This window comes from Pseudomonas sp. LAMO17WK12:I5, assembly GCF_900215165.1.
Classification (GTDB): domain Bacteria; phylum Pseudomonadota; class Gammaproteobacteria; order Pseudomonadales; family Pseudomonadaceae; genus Aquipseudomonas; species Aquipseudomonas putida_A.
In genome coordinates this window covers 52,282-69,443 of the sequence record NZ_OBDS01000016.1, presented here as the reverse complement: position 1 = coordinate 69,443, position 17,162 = coordinate 52,282, and the positions used below count along the sequence as shown (strand labels likewise).

The 17,162-nt window shown below is 60.9% G+C and carries 14 protein-coding genes; 5 read left to right on the top strand and 9 right to left on the bottom strand.

Features of this window, described 5'->3' with window-relative positions:
• Positions 1 to 340: 340 nt before the first annotated feature.
• Both algB and CRO59_RS25665 read left to right on the top strand, forming a co-directional pair.
• Complete coding sequence (gene algB / locus CRO59_RS25670) at positions 341 to 1,687, top strand: sigma-54-dependent response regulator transcription factor AlgB (protein WP_027610247.1); 1,347 nt, start codon at positions 341 to 343, stop codon at positions 1,685 to 1,687.
• Positions 1,688 to 1,697: 10 nt separating this feature from the next.
• Positions 1,698 to 3,488 (top strand): KinB sensor domain-containing domain, encoded by a 1,791-nt coding sequence (locus tag CRO59_RS25665; protein ID WP_027610246.1) that lies wholly within the window; start codon positions 1,698 to 1,700, stop codon positions 3,486 to 3,488.
• Here the strand turns inward: CRO59_RS25665 and CRO59_RS25660 are convergent.
• The 7 genes from CRO59_RS25660 to CRO59_RS25630 form a co-directional block, all read right to left on the bottom strand.
• On the bottom strand, positions 3,485 to 5,098 hold the full coding sequence (locus CRO59_RS25660) for an EAL domain-containing protein (protein WP_371917843.1): 1,614 nt from the start codon (positions 5,096 to 5,098) through the stop codon (positions 3,485 to 3,487). The genes CRO59_RS25665 and CRO59_RS25660 overlap by 4 nt on opposite strands.
• A 76-nt stretch (positions 5,099 to 5,174) precedes the next feature.
• Positions 5,175 to 5,954 (bottom strand): N-acetylmuramoyl-L-alanine amidase, encoded by a 780-nt coding sequence (locus CRO59_RS25655; protein WP_097090203.1) that lies wholly within the window; start codon positions 5,952 to 5,954, stop codon positions 5,175 to 5,177.
• 100 nt (positions 5,955 to 6,054) lie between these two features.
• On the bottom strand, positions 6,055 to 8,133 hold the full coding sequence (locus CRO59_RS25650; RefSeq protein ID WP_097090202.1) for a GGDEF domain-containing protein: 2,079 nt from the start codon (positions 8,131 to 8,133) through the stop codon (positions 6,055 to 6,057).
• Entirely contained in the window at positions 8,130 to 9,008 is an 879-nt protein-coding gene (locus CRO59_RS25645) for an endonuclease/exonuclease/phosphatase family protein (protein ID WP_027610242.1), read from the bottom strand. Before CRO59_RS25645 ends, CRO59_RS25650 begins: the two co-directional genes overlap by 4 nt.
• Before the next feature lie 14 nt (positions 9,009 to 9,022).
• Positions 9,023 to 9,664: a thiol:disulfide interchange protein DsbA/DsbL gene (locus CRO59_RS25640; RefSeq protein ID WP_027610241.1), complete on the bottom strand. Its 642-nt coding sequence runs from the start codon at positions 9,662 to 9,664 to the stop codon at positions 9,023 to 9,025.
• A gap of 200 nt (positions 9,665 to 9,864) precedes the next feature.
• Positions 9,865 to 10,476 (bottom strand): cytochrome c, encoded by a 612-nt coding sequence (locus CRO59_RS25635; RefSeq protein WP_016986443.1) that lies wholly within the window; start codon positions 10,474 to 10,476, stop codon positions 9,865 to 9,867.
• Positions 10,477 to 10,508: 32 nt separating this feature from the next.
• On the bottom strand, positions 10,509 to 10,814 hold the full coding sequence (locus CRO59_RS25630; protein ID WP_096797607.1) for a cytochrome c5 family protein: 306 nt from the start codon (positions 10,812 to 10,814) through the stop codon (positions 10,509 to 10,511).
• A 191-nt stretch (positions 10,815 to 11,005) separates the two neighbouring features.
• On the opposite strand from CRO59_RS25630, the gene yihA reads away from it, so the two are divergent.
• Positions 11,006 to 11,650 carry a ribosome biogenesis GTP-binding protein YihA/YsxC gene (gene yihA, locus CRO59_RS25625; RefSeq protein WP_027610238.1) on the top strand — a complete coding sequence of 215 codons (645 nt, stop codon included), beginning with the start codon at positions 11,006 to 11,008 and terminating at the stop codon, positions 11,648 to 11,650.
• 283 nt (positions 11,651 to 11,933) lie between these two features.
• On the opposite strand, the gene polA is transcribed toward yihA, so the two are convergent.
• Positions 11,934 to 14,738: a DNA polymerase I gene (polA, locus tag CRO59_RS25620; RefSeq protein WP_097090201.1), complete on the bottom strand. Its 2,805-nt coding sequence runs from the start codon at positions 14,736 to 14,738 to the stop codon at positions 11,934 to 11,936.
• A gap of 74 nt (positions 14,739 to 14,812) precedes the next feature.
• Here polA and CRO59_RS25615 point away from each other — a divergent pair, with 74 nt between their 5' ends.
• Positions 14,813 to 15,109, top strand: a complete 297-nt coding sequence (locus tag CRO59_RS25615) for a DUF2782 domain-containing protein (RefSeq protein WP_047597035.1) — start codon at positions 14,813 to 14,815, stop codon at positions 15,107 to 15,109.
• A gap of 61 nt (positions 15,110 to 15,170) precedes the next feature.
• On the top strand, positions 15,171 to 16,124 hold the full coding sequence (locus CRO59_RS25610; protein ID WP_097090200.1) for a homoserine kinase: 954 nt from the start codon (positions 15,171 to 15,173) through the stop codon (positions 16,122 to 16,124).
• Positions 16,125 to 16,215: 91 nt separating this feature from the next.
• Here the strand turns inward: CRO59_RS25610 and CRO59_RS25605 are convergent, their stop codons facing one another.
• Positions 16,216 to 17,136: a zinc ABC transporter substrate-binding protein ZnuA gene (locus CRO59_RS25605; protein ID WP_027610235.1), complete on the bottom strand. Its 921-nt coding sequence runs from the start codon at positions 17,134 to 17,136 to the stop codon at positions 16,216 to 16,218.
• Positions 17,137 to 17,162: the final 26 nt, after the last annotated feature.

Here is a 17,162-nt window from a genome sequence, read left to right as displayed (position 1 = left end):
TTGAAAAATATTCAATAAAATCAATGGTTTGTGAGTGAGTGAAATTCAGCGACGGACGCATCCTGCACGATGGGTCATCTACGGTCGTGCGAAATGCATGATTATTTCGTAGGAGATTTCATTCTTATGGAATTGAGAGCACGTCGCGGATGTCAGAAAAGTACGCAGGGAACCCTCTGTAAATCGGTGATTGTTTAAAAACTCAACAAAATCAACGGATTGGCCGTCAAGGCAGGAGAGAGCTACCCTCCCATGGCTCGCATCGTTCAGAATCAACCATGCAACTTGCCCGATTTTTCCGGGACTAACCCAAGATCAATCACTATGGAGCGTAGGAAAAATGGAATCTGCCACTGAGCATCAAGGCCGCATTCTGCTGGTGGACGACGAGTCCGCCATCCTGCGAACCTTTCGTTACTGCCTCGAAGACGAAGGTTATACGGTGGCCACCGCCAACAGCGCGGCTCAGGCTGATGCACTGTTGCAACGCCAGGTATTCGACCTGTGCTTCCTTGATTTGCGTCTGGGTGAAGACAACGGTCTCGATGTACTGGCGCAGATGCGCGTTCAGGCGCCATGGATGCGGGTGGTGATTGTCACCGCGCATTCGGCGGTCGATACCGCGGTGGACGCGATCCAGGCGGGCGCCGCCGACTATCTGGTCAAACCGTGCAGCCCTGACCAGTTGCGTCTGGCTACCGCCAAGCAGCTGGAAGTGCGCCAGCTCTCGGCGCGTCTGGAAGCCCTCGAAGGCGAGATCCGCAAACCCAAGGACGGCCTCGACTCTCACAGCCCGGCGATGAAAGTCGTGCTGGAAACTGCGCGGCAGGTTGCCGGTACCGACGCCAACATCCTCATCCTCGGCGAATCCGGCACGGGTAAAGGGGAACTGGCCCGGGCCATTCATGGGTGGAGCAAGCGCGAGAAGAAATCCTGCGTGACCATCAACTGCCCGTCGTTGACCGCAGAGTTGATGGAAAGCGAGCTGTTCGGTCACAGTCGCGGTGCGTTTACCGGCGCCAGCGAAAGTACGCTTGGTCGAGTCAATCAGGCGGACGGTGGCACGCTGTTTCTCGACGAGATCGGCGATTTTCCGCTGACTTTGCAACCCAAGTTGCTGCGTTTTATTCAGGACAAGGAATACGAGCGGGTAGGGGATCCAGTGACCCGTCGTGCCGATGTGCGGATTCTCGCCGCGACCAACCTTAATCTCGAAGACATGGTGCGCGACGGGCGCTTCCGTGAAGACCTGCTGTATCGCCTCAACGTGATCACCCTGCATCTGCCGCCATTGCGCGAACGTGCCGAGGACATCCTGACCCTGGCGGACCGCTTCCTCGCGCGCTTCGTAAAAGAGTACGCACGCCCGGCCCGAGGCTTCAGTGACGAAGCGCGAGAGGCGCTGCTGGGTTATCGCTGGCCGGGCAATATCCGCGAGCTGCGCAACGTAGTGGAGCGGGCGAGCATCATCTGCCCGCAGGAACGCGTGGAAATCAGCCACCTCGGCATGGCCGAGCAGCCGGCGAACAACGCACCTCGAGTCGGCGCCGCGCTGAGCCTCGATGAACTGGAAAAAGCCCACATCGGCGCGGTGCTGGCGACGGCAGGCACGCTGGATCAGGCGGCGAAAACCCTGGGCATCGACGCGTCGACCCTGTATCGCAAGCGCAAGCAGTACAACCTGTGAGCGCCCGACGATGAAGCTGGCGATGAAGTTGCGCACTCGCTTGTTCCTGAGCATTTCTGCGCTGATCACGGTCGCCTTGCTCGGGCTGTTGCTCGGGCTGGTCAGCGTGATGCAGATGGCCGGTACTCAGGAAGCAACGATCCGCAGCAACTTCGTGACCCTCGACCTGGGGCTCAAGTTGCGTCAGACCCTCGGCGACCAGTTGGTGCTGATGCTGGCCGAAAAACCCGATCCCGCCGCGTTCGAAGCGTCAAAGCAGCATTACCTGCAATTGCTTGATGAAGGCATTTCGCAGGAGGCCGACGGCGATGGCCGCCAGTACGGGTTTACCCAGGCCAAGGCCGACTATCTGAGTTTTCTCCAGGCGTTCGAGCTGTCGCGTAATCCGGGCAATGTGCTCAGCGGCAACAGCGACCTCAGAGAACGCTTCAACATCTTGCGCAACGGTTTGATTGCCGAGCACAAGCACGCGCTGGACAACATCAACGCGGTGCAGCATGACGCCCGGGAAAGGGCGCTGCTGGTCTCCGGCCTGCTCGGGTTGGTGGGACTGGCGGTGCTGATCATCGGCTTTGTCACCGCGCATGCGATTGCCCGGCGTTTCGGCGCACCGATCGAGGCGCTGGCGCAAGCGGCGGACAATATCGGCCAGGGCAATTTCGAGGTGACGCTGCCGATTTCCTCGGCGATGGAAATGAACCAGCTGACCAAGCGCTTCGGGCTGATGGCCGAGGCGCTGCGCGAGCATCAGGCGACCAACGTCGACGAGCTGCTGGCCGGTCAGCAACGCTTGCAAGCGGTGCTCGACAGCATCGACGACGGCTTGCTGATGATTGATCGCGAAGGGCATCTGGAGCACCTCAATCCAGTGGCCCAGCGCCAGTTGGGCTGGGACAGTGATCGACTCGGTCAGGGTTTGGGCACAGCGCTGGAGCGCCCGGAACTCGACGCACAACTGCAACTGGTGTTGCGCGGCGGCACCCTTGAGCGTGCTCCGGAAGATTTGAGCATCGAGGTCGATGGCGAATCACGTCTGCTGACTTACAGCCTGACGCCGGTCAGCCACACCCAGGGGCATATTCTTGGCGCGGTGATGGTGCTGCATGACGTCACCGAGCAGCGCGCCTTCGAGCGCGTACGCAGCGAGTTTGTGCTGCGTGCCTCCCATGAGCTGCGCACGCCGGTCACCGGCATGCACATGGCGTTCGGGCTGTTTCGCGAGCGGGCGAAGTTTCCCCCGGAGTCACGCGAGGCGGACTTGCTCGACACGGTCAATGAAGAGATGCAGCGCCTGATGCAGTTGATCAATGACTTGCTCAACTTTTCGCGTTATCAGAACGGTTTACAGAAGCTCACCCTGGCGCCGTGCTCCATCGAAGACTTGCTGGCGCAGGCGCAATCGCGCTTTGCGGATGCGGCGGCGGCCAAAGGCATTGCCTTGAACGTCGAAGTGCAGGGGCCGTTGCCGCGCCTGCAGGCCGATCAGGCGCAACTGGACCGGGTACTGGATAACCTGATCGATAATGCTCTGCGCCACACTGCCCGCGACGGGCAGATCCGCCTGCAAGCGCGCCGACATGGCGAGCGGGTGATTATCAGCGTCGAAGACAACGGAGAAGGCATTGCCTACGGGCAGCAAGGGCGGATTTTCGAACCGTTCGTGCAGGTCGGGCGCAAGAAGGGCGGCGCCGGGCTCGGTTTAGCTTTGTGCAAGGAAATTGTGCAGTTGCATGGCGGGCGCATGGGCGTCTATTCGCGGCCGGGGCAGGGCACGCAGTTCTACATGGCGCTGGCGGTCTAGGCTTCGTCATCCAGCCGGCGTCCGGCAAGGCGCCGTCCACGGGTGATCAGTTCAATGAACTGCACCGCACTCAAGGCCTGGGCGAACAGCCAGCCCTGACCGAACTTGACCCCCTCGCTGCTGAGAAACACGGCTTGCGCTTCGTGCTCGATGCCCTCGGCAATCACCTTCAGATCCAGTGCCTGCGCCATGTGAATGATGTGCGGAGCAACGCCACTGCTGGCCGCGTCATGACCGAGTGCGTCGATGAAGGCCTTGTCGATTTTCAGGCAGTCCACCGGCAACGTTTGCAGGTAGGCGAGGCTGCAATAACCGGTACCGAAATCGTCGATCAACACTTGATGGCCGACATCGCGCAAGGCTTGCAGGTTCTCCCGCGCCACCACCACATCGATCAGCCCGCGCTCAGTGACTTCGAAGGCGATCTGCCGCGCCGCAACCCGGTGCAGGGTCAACAGCCTGGCCATGACTTGACCGATGCGCGGCACCATCACGTCGCACGCCGCAAGGTTGACCGAGATGTACAGCTGCGGATTGGCGCGCAGCACTGGTCCCAATTGTTCCAGCAGCCGCTGCAGGACGAAATCGGTCATCTGCCGTATCTGCCCGGTGTTTTCTGCCAATGGAATGAACAGGTCGGGGCTGGTCAGGGTGCCGTCCGGGCGGCGCCAGCGCAGCAGGGCTTCGGCGCCCACGCAATTGCGGCTGTCGAGGTCGAATATCGGTTGATACAGCACTTGTAGCTCGCCCCGTCGTATCGCGCCCTGGAGTTCGGCGTCCAGTGACTGGCGCTGGCGCACCAGCAGAAACACGAAGAAGCCGGCAAACGCCCCCAGCAGCAGGCAGGCCGGCACCATCCACCACCAGACGGTGGGGATGTGCATGCCAGTGCGCGGGGTGATCAGCACCAACTGATATTCCGGATTGTTGGTTGGCATGCGGTAGATCAGCCGTGACTGGGTGACTTGCAGGGCCTCGCGGCTCTTCGGTGGCCATACTTCGGTCGGTGGCCAGGTCTGGGCGGTGCCGAGCACCGGAATCGCTCGCCTGCCATGATCGAGTACCACCAGCAGGCTGCTGTCCGTTGGCAGGTCGACCATGTCGGTCAAATGCCCGCGCGATGTCGCCACACGGAAGTTGCCGCGCCCGAGCATCAGCGCCGCGCGGTTTTCATCGGGTTCGGTGGTGGTGTTGAGCCAGTAGCTGTAAGTCGGGCCCTTGATGTCCGGCGCGCGGACGACCGACAGCCCCTCCTGCCGGGGGCGGTTGGAGCAGATCCGCGAGCCGTCCATGTAGGCTGCTTCATAGACGAAGCGATAGTTGAAAGTGACCTGTTGCAGGGTGGCGATCATTTCCTCATCGCAACTGCGCAACGGCTGCGCCTGAAGGTCGTCGAGACTTTCGCGCAATTGCCCGAACAGCTGCTCAAGGCGGGCCAGAAAACGCTCGCCCTGGGCGTTCATCTCCTGGCTTTCGTTCTGCTCGATCTGGCGCATGGCGACGAACATTCCGCCGGCGATCAGCAGGCTTGCACTGAGGACAGCCGCGATCATCGCCAAAAACCACGGGCGATAAAACCAGCTACGCAGCGTCGCTCGGGTAGCAACCATCATGGAATATCCGAAGAATTACCAATGAGTTATAGCTGCTGATTGCGATTTCGCCCTGACCGTCGGGCGGGCGTCATTATTTTGTCTGATTGAGTACCAGCAACAACGCGGCTGTTTGCGCGTCCGGCATACCGTCGAAACGGGAAGGGCGGAAATGCATCTGGAACGCTGCGAGCACATGGCGCGTCGCTACATCCAGCTCGCCGGTTTGCGGGGTGTCGTAACCGACGCGCGCCAGTTGTTCCTGGAACCAACTGATGCTCGGCAATTCGGCGTTGAACAGCACCTGCTGCCGCGCCACCGCTTGTTCATTAGGCCATACGCCCAGGCCTTCGGCGGCCAGACGTTTCCATGGGAACAGTGGGCCGGGGTCGAGTTTGCGCAGGGGCGCGATGTCGCTGTGACCGATGATATGGCGCGGGCTGATGCCCTGGCGCTGGCTGATGTCCTTGAGCAGGACGATCAGGGACTGAATCTGCGCTTCGCTATAAGGGAACCACAGGCGCCCGGTCGGCGTGTCCTTGAAGCCCGGATTGACGATCTCGATACCGATCGAGCTGGAATTGAGCCAGGTGCGGCCCTGCCACTGGCTTTCCCCGGCGTGCCAGGCACGCTGGTTTTCATCCATCAGTTTGTAAATGGTGGCGCCCTTGTCATCGCCGATCAGGTAGTGGCTGCTGACTTCGCCGTGGGTCAGCAGTTGCAGCGAACGCGCGAGCGACGCCGAGGTGTAATGCACGATCACGAACTGCACGCGGCTGTCGTGATTGGCCGAAGGATGGCTGGTGTCGTAACGCGGGCCGCTGGCACAACCGGCCAGAACGAGCAGCGACGCGAGGAGGGCAAAAAATTTCATGGCAGAAGGCAGTACACGCAAGACAGTAATGCAACAGTGTAACGTACTGCCTCGGATCTCGACGGCCGGCGGACTGAATTAAACAAAATGGAACAATTGCTCAGCCCAGCTCGACCCGGTTGCGCCCGCCGTTTTTTGCGCGGTACAACGCCTGATCGGCTCTTTTGAGCACCAGATCGCTGTGTTCTCCCGTTTTGAACGACGCCAGGCCCATGGAAATGGTGATCGTCACCCGTTCGCCCTTGAAGTGAAACGGGCAGGCTTCGATTGCCGCGCGCAGGCTTTCCAGCAGCTTGGCGCCCACCGCTGGCGTGGTGGCCGGCAACAGCAGCACGAACTCCTCGCCACCAAAGCGGGCAATGAAATCCGCAGCGCGCAGGCGTTTGCGCAGCACTGTGGCGATGATCTTCAGCACCTTGTCGCCGGCCAGATGGCCGTAGTTGTCGTTGATGCGCTTGAAATGATCGAGGTCGAGCATCGCCAGGCTCAAGGTGTTGCCGTGTTGCTGCCACTGTTTGATCTCGTGTTCCAGGCGTTCGCTCCAGGCGGCGCGGTTGGGCAGGCCGGTCAGCGGATCGATCAGGGCTTTCTGCCGCTGTTCTTCCAGGTGTTCGCGAAAGCCCAGGGCTTCCTGCTCCATGTGCGCCACACGCTCGGCCAGACCCTTGAGGCGTGCCGCCACTTCCTGCTCGCGGGCATCGCGTTGTTTCTGGTGTTGATCCATGGTGCCGAGCAGGCCTTCCAGATGGTTCTCCAGCACTTGCTTGAGGTCATCCAGATCGGCCGCTTCCTGCATGCTGGTCTGCAAACCATCGACCTGCTCGCGGATCTGCGTGTCCATCGCCCGCGCCGCCGAGCTGTTGTCGGCGTGGCCTTCGCTGGCGGCCTGCAGGTTGCTCTGGAACGCTTCGAGGCGCTCGTTGAGTTGCTGCAGATAGGCTTCGAATTCGTGCTGGCCGCTGTCGGTGATCGCCAGCATCAAGGTCGCCAGATCGTCGAGAATCGGCAGCAGTTCGTACCAGTTCAGGCCATTTTTCAACCGGTCGCGCATCGCCTCAGCCTGCGGGCGATGGCGCTCGGGCAAGGTCAGGTCGTCGAGCAGGCCGATCAGCGTGTCTTCGATGTGTTTGGCCACCGAGCTGTAAGACGGCTCCGGCGAGTCGGGCAGGGCGTACAGAATGTCCTGCTCGGGTTGCTCAGGATCGATGGCGGCCAAAGCCTGGGCAATCGGTTCGGGCAGGGGCAGACTATCGAGGAGCAACGGTGCCGGGATGTCGCCCGGGTGGATCAACTCGTCGGGGTTGAACGCGGCAGCAGGTGCTGGCGCCGTGATCGGGGTAGTCGGCCGTTCGGCTTCAGGTTCGGCCGCTGGTAGTGCAGGTGCAGCAACGGGTTCGCTGATCGGCTCGGCAGCAATGACCGGAGGCACGAACGCGAACACAGGTGATTCGGACTCGGGCTGCACTGCTGGCGTTTGCTTAAGCTCGGCCTCTGGTGGTTGCGCGATGGCCGCTACGGTGACGGGTGCTGCCGGAATCGGCTCGACCGCTGCGGTTGGCGCGGGTACCGGCTCAGATGCAGGTTCAGCATTGGCCGGCGTCGGCGTCGGCGTCGGCGCCTGAGGCTGATCCGAAGACTCTGGCACCCCTTCACTGTCACGGCTGCCAAACAGGCGCTGCAAAAAGCCCGGGCGGTCGGGCTCGGGCGGCGTTTCCAGCTGGCTCAACGCCTTGCCCTGCAAACCACTGAGTTCGCTCAGCAGCAGCGGCATTTCCCGCGCCTGACCGACCCGGCTGTCGAGTTGCTTGGCGAATTTCTTCAGCGGCTGGGCGACTTCCCGGGGCAGCGGCAGCGCTTGTAGCTGGGTGACCAGCGCGGTAAGCGCGGTGCTGACCTGATCGATTCGGGTTTCGCGACGTTGCTCGGAATCGAGCACGGCTTTTTCCAGGCGCGGCAGCAGGGCGGCGAGGCCGGCGTCCATGTCGTCGGTGCGCACCACGTCGCGCATCTCTTTCATGCACTGATCAACGACCTTGTCGGTGCCTTCAGCGGCCAGCGTGCTGCGCACCAGACCGCGGCGCAGCAAGTCGAGCCGGGCGGCCCAGCGACGTTCGAGCTTGTCCTGTTGTTCGATGCTTTTGAGGTACTTCTCTTTCCAGCGCTGGGCGTCGTCGCTCATTCAGGGGTTCCGCGAGGGGCAGGACTCAACGCGGGCAATGCATCGGCCGTGAGCGAACCCGGCAGACGAATCTCTACCGCGACCGGCAGGTGATCGGAAATGGGTTGGGCCAGCACTTCGACCTTTTCCAGGGTCAGGGTCGGGCTGAGCAAAATATGATCAAGGCATCGCTGTGGCCGCCAGCTGGGAAAGGTGGCTTGCATCTGCGGGGCCAGCAGGCCGAGATCGCGTAACGGTGACTGTTGTAGCAGATCACTGGCATGGGTGTTCATGTCGCCCATCAATATCTGGTGCTTGTAGCCACTGATCAGGTCACGAATATAGGCCAGTTGCAGGCTGCGCACCCGTGCGCCGAGCGCCAGATGCATCATCACCACCACCAGCGCCTCCGGACCTTCACCGAAGCGCAGCAGGATCGCGCCGCGACCTTTCGGGCCGGGCAGCGGATGATCTTCGATCGCCCACGGTTTCAGGCGACTGAGCACGCCGTTGCTGTGCTGGGCCAGTCGGCCGAGGTTGCGATTGAGTTGTTGATACCAGTAGGGGAAGGCGCCGAGGTGGGCCAGGTGTTCGACTTGATTGACGTAGCCTGAGCGCAGACTGCCGCCATCGGCTTCCTGCAGGGCGACCAGATCGAAGTCGCCAAGCAGGTCACCGATCTTCTGCAGATTGCCTGAGCGCCCGGTGTGCGGCAGCAGATGCTGCCAGCTACGGGTCAGGTAATGCCGATAGCGCTCGGTGCTGATGCCGACCTGGATATTGAAACTGAGCAAGCGCAGACGATGGTCTGCGGGCAGGCCCGTGGACTCCAGGTGATGCTCGTTGACCTGCGGATCATGCAGGCCAACGCTGCGTTCGGTGCCCCAGCGGCGCATGGCGGTTACCGCGCTTAGTTGGCGGCTGCCTTGTTGGCCGCTCGCTCTTTGGCGACCAGTTGATCAGCCAGTTTCAGGGCTTGCTCGGCACCACCGGCAGAGCCGATGTCGAAGCGGTACTTGCCGTTGACGATCATGGTTGGCACGCCAGTGATTTCATACTTCTTGGCCAGCTCACGCGCTTTGACGATCTGACCTTTGATCGCGAACGAGTCAAAGGTGGCGAGGAACTTGTCCTTGTCCACGCCTTGTGTGGCGAGGAAGTCAGCCATGTCGTTCTTGTCGGTCAGCTTCTTGTGTTGTTTCTGAATTGCTTCGAAAACCGCAGCGTGAACCTTGTGCTCGACGCCCATTGCTTCCAGGGTCAGGAACATTTGGCCGTGAGCGTCCCACGGGCCGCCGAACATGGCAGGAATGCGTACGAAGTTGACGTCGGACGGCAGTTTTTCAACCCAGGGATTGATCACCGGCTCGAACGCGTAGCAATGCGGGCAGCCGTACCAGAACAGCTCCACGACTTCGATCTTGCCAGGCTCTGCCACTGGCACCGGGTTGGCCAGTTCGACATAGGGTGCGGCAGGGGCTTCAGCGGCCTGGGCGGTCACGCCGAACAGGCTGGCAGCGACGAGGGCGGCGCTGATGATCAGATTACGCATGCTTTACTCCTGGACAATTTTGGTCGCCTCGCGCGACCTGTTTTCAGACAGATCCTGGCGGGCATGAGTTCTGTAGTGTAACGGCAGCGGCCACAAAAAAGGGCGGCCAAAGCCACCCTTTTTATACTTGCTGCGACGGATTAATCGAGCGTTAACGTTGCAGGAGATGTCCATCAGCGTTAACGCTCGATTCAGGGCGGTTAGTGCAGGCCCTGGATGTAGCTGGAGACTGCGGCAATGTCTTCGTCGCTCAAGCGCTTGGCGATGGTCTGCATCGTCATGGTGTCGCCGTCGTTGTTGCGGCCGCCTTCTTCCTTACGGAAATCGGTCAGTTGCTTGGCGATGTATTGAGCGTGTTGACCACCCAGATGCGGGAAGCCAGCGGCGGCGTTGCCGGCGCCATTCGGCGAGTGGCAACCGGTGCAGGCTGGCAGCCCCTTGGCCAGATTACCGCCGCGGAACAAAGCTTCACCGCGAGCGACGATCTTCGGATCGGCTGCGCCGACGCTGCCTTTCTGGCTGGCGAAGTAGGCTGCGATGTCAGCCAGATCCTGGTCGCTCAGGTTGGTCAGCAGGCCGGTCATTTCCAGAACGGTGCGCTTGCCCGACTTGATGTCGTGCAGTTGCTTGGTCAGGTAGCGTTCACCCTGACCGGCCAGTTTCGGGAAGTTTGGCGCCATGCTGTTCCCGTCAGGGCCATGGCAGGCTCCGCAGACGGCAGCTTTCGCCTGGCCGGCGGCGGCATCACCGGCAGCATGGGCGAAGCCTGAAATTCCCACGGTCAACAGCAGACTCACGATCAATTTGTTCATCAGCTAATCCAACTACGGCTAAGGGTTAAGAGTTATGGACCGGGTTTACTCTCGCTCATCCAAAGGATGATGGCCTGGTAATCCTCGGCACTGCAGTCCATGCACAAACCACGCGGCGGCATCGCCTTGAAACCCTGGGTCACGTGTTGCACCAGCGTCCCCATACCTTTCGCCAACCTCGGCGTCCAAGCTGCCTGATCGCCTCTTGCGGGCGCCATGGGTAGTTGGCCGGAATGACAGGCACCACAAACACGGTTGTACACGGCTTCCGGTTCCTGTGTAGCCTGTGCGCCGCAAAGCGGTATCAGGACTCCGGCAGCCAGCAGCCATTTCGTCATAAAACGACCTTTTCAGGGTTGAGAGCGTTCTGCGTTCTGATGCGCAATCAAGGTCTTTGGCTCTCATGAACTTCATCCTTCGCTGGGACAAAGCACACACAAAATCTGCGGCATTATATACTGGCGTCACTGAAACGGAAGCGACACCGCGTTCCGCGCCCAATCCCGGCGCCGCCCACATCGGAAATCCCATGCAACTCAAGAATCCCATCCTCGGCCTGTGCCAACAGTCCACGTTCATGCTCAGTGCCGCCAAAGTCGATCAATGCCCTGACGACGAAGGCTTCGAAGTGGCGTTCGCCGGTCGTTCCAACGCCGGTAAATCCAGCGCACTGAACACCCTGACTCACGCCAGTCTGGCGCGCACCTCGAAAACCCCGGGTCGCACACAGCTGTTGAACTTCTTCAAGCTAGACGATGAACGGCGTCTGGTCGACCTGCCGGGCTACGGTTATGCAAAAGTACCGATCCCGCTCAAGCAACACTGGCAGCGTCACCTCGAGGCGTACCTCGGTGGCCGGGAGAGTTTGAAGGGTTTGATTCTGATGATGGACATCCGTCATCCAATGACCGACTTCGACCTGCTGATGCTCGACTGGGCCGTTGCGGCCGGCATGCCGATGCATATTCTGCTGACCAAGGCCGACAAACTGACCTACGGCGCTGCCAAGAACACGCTGCTGAAGGTGCAGGCGGAAATCCGCAAGGGCTGGGGCGATCTGGTGACAATCCAGCTGTTCTCGGCGCCAAAACGCATGGGCCTGGAAGAGGCCTACACTGTGTTGGCAGGCTGGATGGAACTGGCCGATAAAGGTGCCGAATTGCCTGCTGAGTAAATCGCAGGCAAAAAAAGCCCCGGACTTCATATGGGGAGGGAGAAGTTCCGGGGTTCAAGTTCCGAACCGCTAGGGCGGGGTTCAGATATCTGCCAACACTTAACACAACATAGGAGCATCGAAGGGCTTCACCAGCCATTCAGTATCTCTGAGTAGTGAGTTGTCAGATTAGTTCAGATTTTTTTTCAAAAGCTTTGGAATAACCGCAAGCGCGATTCGAAATAAGCGCGTTTCGGGCGTTTGCCGCGACAGGGTGTCGCGGCAAACGCCCGGCCTAGACGCCTCAGTGCGCCTCATCCCAGTTGTTGCCGACGCCAACTTCCACCAGCAACGGCACGTCCAGTTTCGCCGCTTCGCTCATGTGCAGGCGGATTTCCTGACTCACCTGATCGACCAGATCCTCGCGAACCTCCAGTACCAGTTCGTCGTGCACCTGCAGGATGACTTTAGCGTCCAGCCCGGACGAGGCCAGCCAGTTATCCACCGCCACCATGGCTTTCTTGATGATGTCGGCGGCGGTGCCTTGCATCGGCGCGTTGATCGCCGTGCGTTCGGCGGCAGCGCGTTCCTGCGGCTTGTTCGAGTTGATTTCCGGCAGATATAGGCGACGACCGAAGAAGGTCTCTACGTAGCCTTGGTCGGCGGCCTGCTTGCGGGTGCGCTCCATGTATTCGCGCACACCCGGATAACGGGCGAAGTAGGTGTCGATGTAGGCCTTGGCGGTCTTGGTGTCGACGCCGATGTCCTTGCCGAGTTTCTGCGCGCCCATGCCGTAGATCAGGCCGAAGTTGATCGCCTTGGCGCCACGGCGCTGGTCGGACGTCACGTCGCTCAGCTCGACCTTGAATACTTCAGCGGCGGTCGCGGTGTGCACGTCCAGATTGTTGCGGAAGGCGTTCATCAAGCCTTCGTCCTTGGACAAGTGGGCCATGATCCGCAGTTCGATCTGCGAATAGTCCGCCGCCAGCAGTTTGTAGCCTTTGGGCGCGACGAACGCCTGACGGATGCGGCGGCCTTCAGCGGTACGAACCGGAATGTTCTGCAGGTTCGGATCGCTGGAAGACAAGCGCCCGGTCGATGCTACGGCCTGGTGGTACGAGGTGTGGATACGCCCGGTGCGCGGGTTGATCTGCTCCGGCAGGCGATCGGTGTAGGTGCTTTTCAGCTTGCTCATGGAACGGTGTTCCATCAGCACTTTTGGCAAGCGGTGATCGTCCTCGGCCAGTTTCGCCAGCACTTCTTCGGCGGTGGATGGCTGGCCCTTGGCGGTTTTCTTCAGCACCGGCAGTCCGAGCTTTTCGTAGAGGATCACGCCCAGCTGCTTTGGCGAGCCGAGGTTGAATTCTTCACCGGCAATTTCGAAGGCTTCTCGCTCCAGCGCGACCATCTTGTTGCCCAGCTCAATGCTCTGGATGCCGAGCAGTTCGGCATCGACGAACGCGCCCTGACGCTCGATGCGCGCCAGCACCGGCACCAGCGGGATTTCGATGTCGGTCAGCACGCTGGCCAGGCTCGGGATCGCGCTGAGTTTTTCAAACAGGGTCTGGTGCAGGCGCAGGGTAATGTCTGCGTCTTCGGCGGCGTACGGGCCAGCCTGCTCAAGGGCGATCTGGTCGAAGGTCAGCTGCTTGGCGCCTTTGCCGGCGATGTCCTGGAAGCTCACGGTGGTGTGATCCAGGTACTTCTGCGCGAGGCTGTCCATGTCGTGGCGGGTGGCGGTGGAATTGAGCACGTAGGACTCAAGCATGGTGTCGAAAGCGATGCCGCGCACGGTGATGCCTTCGTTCTGATCACCGCCGATGGCGCAGTTGGCCAGAATGTTCATGTCGAACTTGGCGTGCTGGCCGACCTTGAGTTTGTTCGGGTCTTCCAGAATCGGCTTCAGCGCGCGCAGCACGGTGTCGCGATCCAGCTGCTCGGGCACGCCGATGTAGGAGTGGGTCAGCGGAATGTACGCGGCTTCGTTGGCTTGCACCGCGAACGAAAGGCCGACCAGTTGCGCCTGTTGCGCGTCGATGCCGGTGGTTTCGGTGTCGAAAGCGAACAGCTTGGCGTTGTTCAGTTTCTCCAGCCAGACATCGAAACGCGCCTGATCAAGGATGGTTTCATACGCTGCTTCGGTTGGAGCGGCAGGGGCTTCTTCTGCGGGGGCGCTGAACAGATCGCCAGCCGGCGCAGGTTCGGCGGCCGCGCTCAGTTCCTGGCGCTTGGCGTCACGATCCAGATCATTCAGCCAGCTCTTGAATTCCAGCAGGGTGTACAGCTCGTAGAGCTTGGCCGGGTCTTCCGCGCCCATCTGCAGGTCATCGAGGCCGATGTCCAGCGGCACGTCGACCTTGATGGTCGCCAGTTGATAGGAGAGGAAAGCCATCTCCTTGTGCTCTTCAAGCTTGGCCGGCAGGGTCTTGGCCCCACGAATTGGCAGGGTCGGGACGATGTCGAGATTCGCGTACAGCTCGGTCAGGCCGCCGTTGACGCCGACCAGCAGGCCGGAAGCGGTCTTTGGACCGATGCCGGGAACCCCCGGAATGTTGTCGGAAGAATCGCCCATCAGCGCCAGATAATCGATGATCTGCTCGGGTGCGACGCCGAATTTCTCCTTCACGCCCTCCACGTCCATCGAGCTACCGGACATGGTGTTGACCAAGGTAATGTGGCCGTCGACCAGTTGCGCCATGTCCTTGTCGCCGGTGGAGATGATCACCGGGCGATCCGCCGCCGCGCTGCTGCGGGCGAGGGTGCCGATCACGTCGTCCGCCTCGACGCCTTCCACGCACAGCAGCGGGAAGCCGAGGGCGATCACGCTCTGGTGCAGCGGCTCGATCTGCACGCGCATGTCGTCGGGCATGCTTGGGCGGTTGGCCTTGTATTCGGCGTACATCTCATCGCGAAATGTCCCGCCCTTGGCGTCGAAGACCACGGCGAACGGGCTGTCCGGGTACTGCTTGCGCAGACTCTTGAGCATGTTCAGCACACCTTTGACCGCGCCGGTCGGCAGGCCTTTGGAGGTGGTCAGCGGTGGCAGTGCATGGAAAGCGCGGTACAGGTAAGACGAACCGTCCACCAGGACGAGGGGGGCTTGGCTCATGAGCAGAATCAACCTTTTCGGCGGGCCCGGCGCTAGAATAGCGGGACCGTTGACGACAAAGGGACAAGGTTATCATGCGTACGTTAAATCGCTTGCTGCTGGTCGGTTTGATTGCGGCCTCACCATTGGCCGCGATGGCGGCGGATGATGCGCCGTCAAAGGAGCCGGAAGTTACCATTAACACGCACACCGAAGGCGACAAGGTCATTCAGGAATACAGCCGCAGTGGCTTTGTGTATGCGATCAAGGTCACGCCGAAGGGCGGCAAACCGTATTTCCTGGTGCGCGCCGATGGTTCGGACGCGAACTACATCCGTTCCGACCAGCCGGATATGCTGATTCCGTCGTGGGAAATCTTTACCTGGAAGTAAGATTCCCGACTTTTAATCGGCGCCGCTTGATCGCGGCGCCCGAACTGAGCAGTTTTTAACCATGTCTGTGTTCACCCCCCTGGCTCGGCCCGAGCTGGAAACCTTTCTCGCCCCTTATGGGCTCGGCCGTCTGCTTGATTTCCAGGGGATCGCCGCCGGCAGCGAAAACACCAATTTCTTCATCAGCCTGGAGCAGGGCGAATTCGTCCTGACCCTGGTCGAACGCGGCCCGGTGCAGGAAATGCCGTTCTTCATCGACCTGCTCGACGTGCTGCACGAGGCCGATCTGCCGGTGCCCTACGCGCTGCGTACCACTGACGGCGTGGCCCTGCGTGAACTGAAGGGTAAACCGGCATTGCTCCAGCCGCGGTTGTCCGGCAAGCACATCAAAGTCGCCAACGCCCAGCATTGCGCGCAGGTCGGTGAGTTGCAGGCGCATCTGCACCTGGCGACCCAGGGCGAGCGCATGATCAAGCGCAAGACCGATCGCGGCCTGGACTGGATGCTGGAGGAGGGCACGGAGTTTCTTTCGCATCTGGCGGACGAGCCGCGTGTGCTGCTGCGCAAGGCGCTGGATGAAATCACTGTGCAGAAAGAAAGAATTCTCGCGCTGCCACGAGCCAACATTCATGCCGACCTGTTCCGTGATAACGCGATGTTCGAAGGCACGCACCTGACCGGGTTGATTGACTTCTACAACGCCTGCTCGGGACCGATGCTCTATGACGTGGCGATTGCTTTGAACGACTGGTGTTCGGATGAGGATGGCTTGATTGACGGGCCGCGTGCCCGCGCATTCCTCGGCGCCTATGCGGCGCTGCGTCCGTTCACTGCCGCTGAAGCGGAGCTATGGCCGACCCTGCTGCGTGTGGCGTGTGTGCGGTTCTGGCTGTCGCGGTTGATCGCCGCCGAGCAGTTTGCCGGGCAGGACGTGCTGATTCACGATCCGCGGGAGTTCGAGCAGCGCTTGGCGCAGCGGCAGCAGGTGCATACACCGCTGCCTTTCGCCCTTTAAAAGCTTCGCGAGCAGGCTCGCTCCCACAGGGTCTCGGCGATCCTGTGGGAGCGAGCCTGCTCGCGAATGGGGGCAACACCTATGCCGGGGATTACAGAGATTCCAGGCACCCGGCCAAATCGTTGCCCAGCTTCTCCAGCACCTGCTCATACCCCTGAGCTGTCGCCGGTGTATAGCCGCCCAACGCATCCAGCTCCGCCAGTTTCACCGGCAGGCCCGCCACCAGGGTTTCCGCCAGACGTGGACGCAGCGGCGGTTCGCTGAACACACAGGTCTTGCCGACTTCCTGCAGGCGTTTGCGCATTGCCGCCACATGCTGCGCACCCGGCTGCACTTCGGCGGCAACGCTGAACACGCCAGTGTGTTTCAGGCCGTAAGCGTCTTCGAAGTAATCGAAGGCTTCGTGGAACACGAAGTAGGGTTTGCCTTCAATGCCGGCCAGACGGTTTTTCAGTCGTGCATCCAGCGCATCGAGGCGTTCGTCGAAGGCTTTTGCATTGCTCTGATAGCGTTCGGCGTTGGCTGGGTCGGCAGCGCTCAAATCAGTCGCCATTTTGGCGGCAATAACCCGCGCGTTGACCGGCGATAGCCACAAATGCGCATCGAGCGTGCCCGGGCGGTGATCGTGATCATGCTCGTCGGCGTCTTCGGCGTGGGAATGGCTGTCTTCGGCAAAGCGGCGCAGTTTCATGCCGGGCAGATCCTGCACGGCAACGCTTGGCAGCGTACGACCGTTGAGCACGCGCGGCAGGAAACCTTCCATGTCCGGGCCGATCCAGTACAGCAGGTCCACCGATTGCACCTTGCGCACGTCGGACGGGCGCAACGCGTAGTTGTGCGGCGACGCGCCCGGCGGCAGCAGCACTTCCGGGATGGCCACGCCGTCCTGCACCGCGGCGGCAATCAACTGCAGCGGTTTGATGCTGGTGAGAACCCTGACCTCGGCCTGAGCCGAACCGATCAGCAGAAAACTGGCGATAAACGCCACAAAAACAGAAAAAAGTCGGGACACGATGACCACTCAAGGAGGCGAGAACG

Bases quoted from the DNA above. Each gene is read 5' to 3' on its own strand.
- algB (WP_027610247.1), top strand. From the start codon at position 341: ATGGAATCTGCCACTGAGCATCAAGGCCGCATTCTGCTGGTGGACGAC.
- yihA (WP_027610238.1), top strand. From the start codon at position 11,006: ATGCAACTCAAGAATCCCATCCTCGGCCTGTGCCAACAGTCCACGTTC.
- CRO59_RS25640 (WP_027610241.1), bottom strand. From the start codon at position 9,664: ATGCGTAATCTGATCATCAGCGCCGCCCTCGTCGCTGCCAGCCTGTTC.
- CRO59_RS25660 (WP_371917843.1), bottom strand. From the start codon at position 5,098: ATGGTTGCTACCCGAGCGACGCTGCGTAGCTGGTTTTATCGCCCGTGG.
- CRO59_RS25635 (WP_016986443.1), bottom strand. From the start codon at position 10,476: ATGAACAAATTGATCGTGAGTCTGCTGTTGACCGTGGGAATTTCAGGC.
- CRO59_RS25655 (WP_097090203.1), bottom strand. From the start codon at position 5,954: ATGAAATTTTTTGCCCTCCTCGCGTCGCTGCTCGTTCTGGCCGGTTGT.
- polA (WP_097090201.1), bottom strand. From the start codon at position 14,738: ATGAGCCAAGCCCCCCTCGTCCTGGTGGACGGTTCGTCTTACCTGTAC.
- CRO59_RS25610 (WP_097090200.1), top strand. From the start codon at position 15,171: ATGTCTGTGTTCACCCCCCTGGCTCGGCCCGAGCTGGAAACCTTTCTC.
- CRO59_RS25665 (WP_027610246.1), top strand. From the start codon at position 1,698: ATGAAGCTGGCGATGAAGTTGCGCACTCGCTTGTTCCTGAGCATTTCT.
- CRO59_RS25650 (WP_097090202.1), bottom strand. From the start codon at position 8,133: ATGAGCGACGACGCCCAGCGCTGGAAAGAGAAGTACCTCAAAAGCATC.
- CRO59_RS25615 (WP_047597035.1), top strand. From the start codon at position 14,813: ATGCGTACGTTAAATCGCTTGCTGCTGGTCGGTTTGATTGCGGCCTCA.
- CRO59_RS25630 (WP_096797607.1), bottom strand. From the start codon at position 10,814: ATGACGAAATGGCTGCTGGCTGCCGGAGTCCTGATACCGCTTTGCGGC.
- CRO59_RS25645 (WP_027610242.1), bottom strand. From the start codon at position 9,008: ATGCGCCGCTGGGGCACCGAACGCAGCGTTGGCCTGCATGATCCGCAG.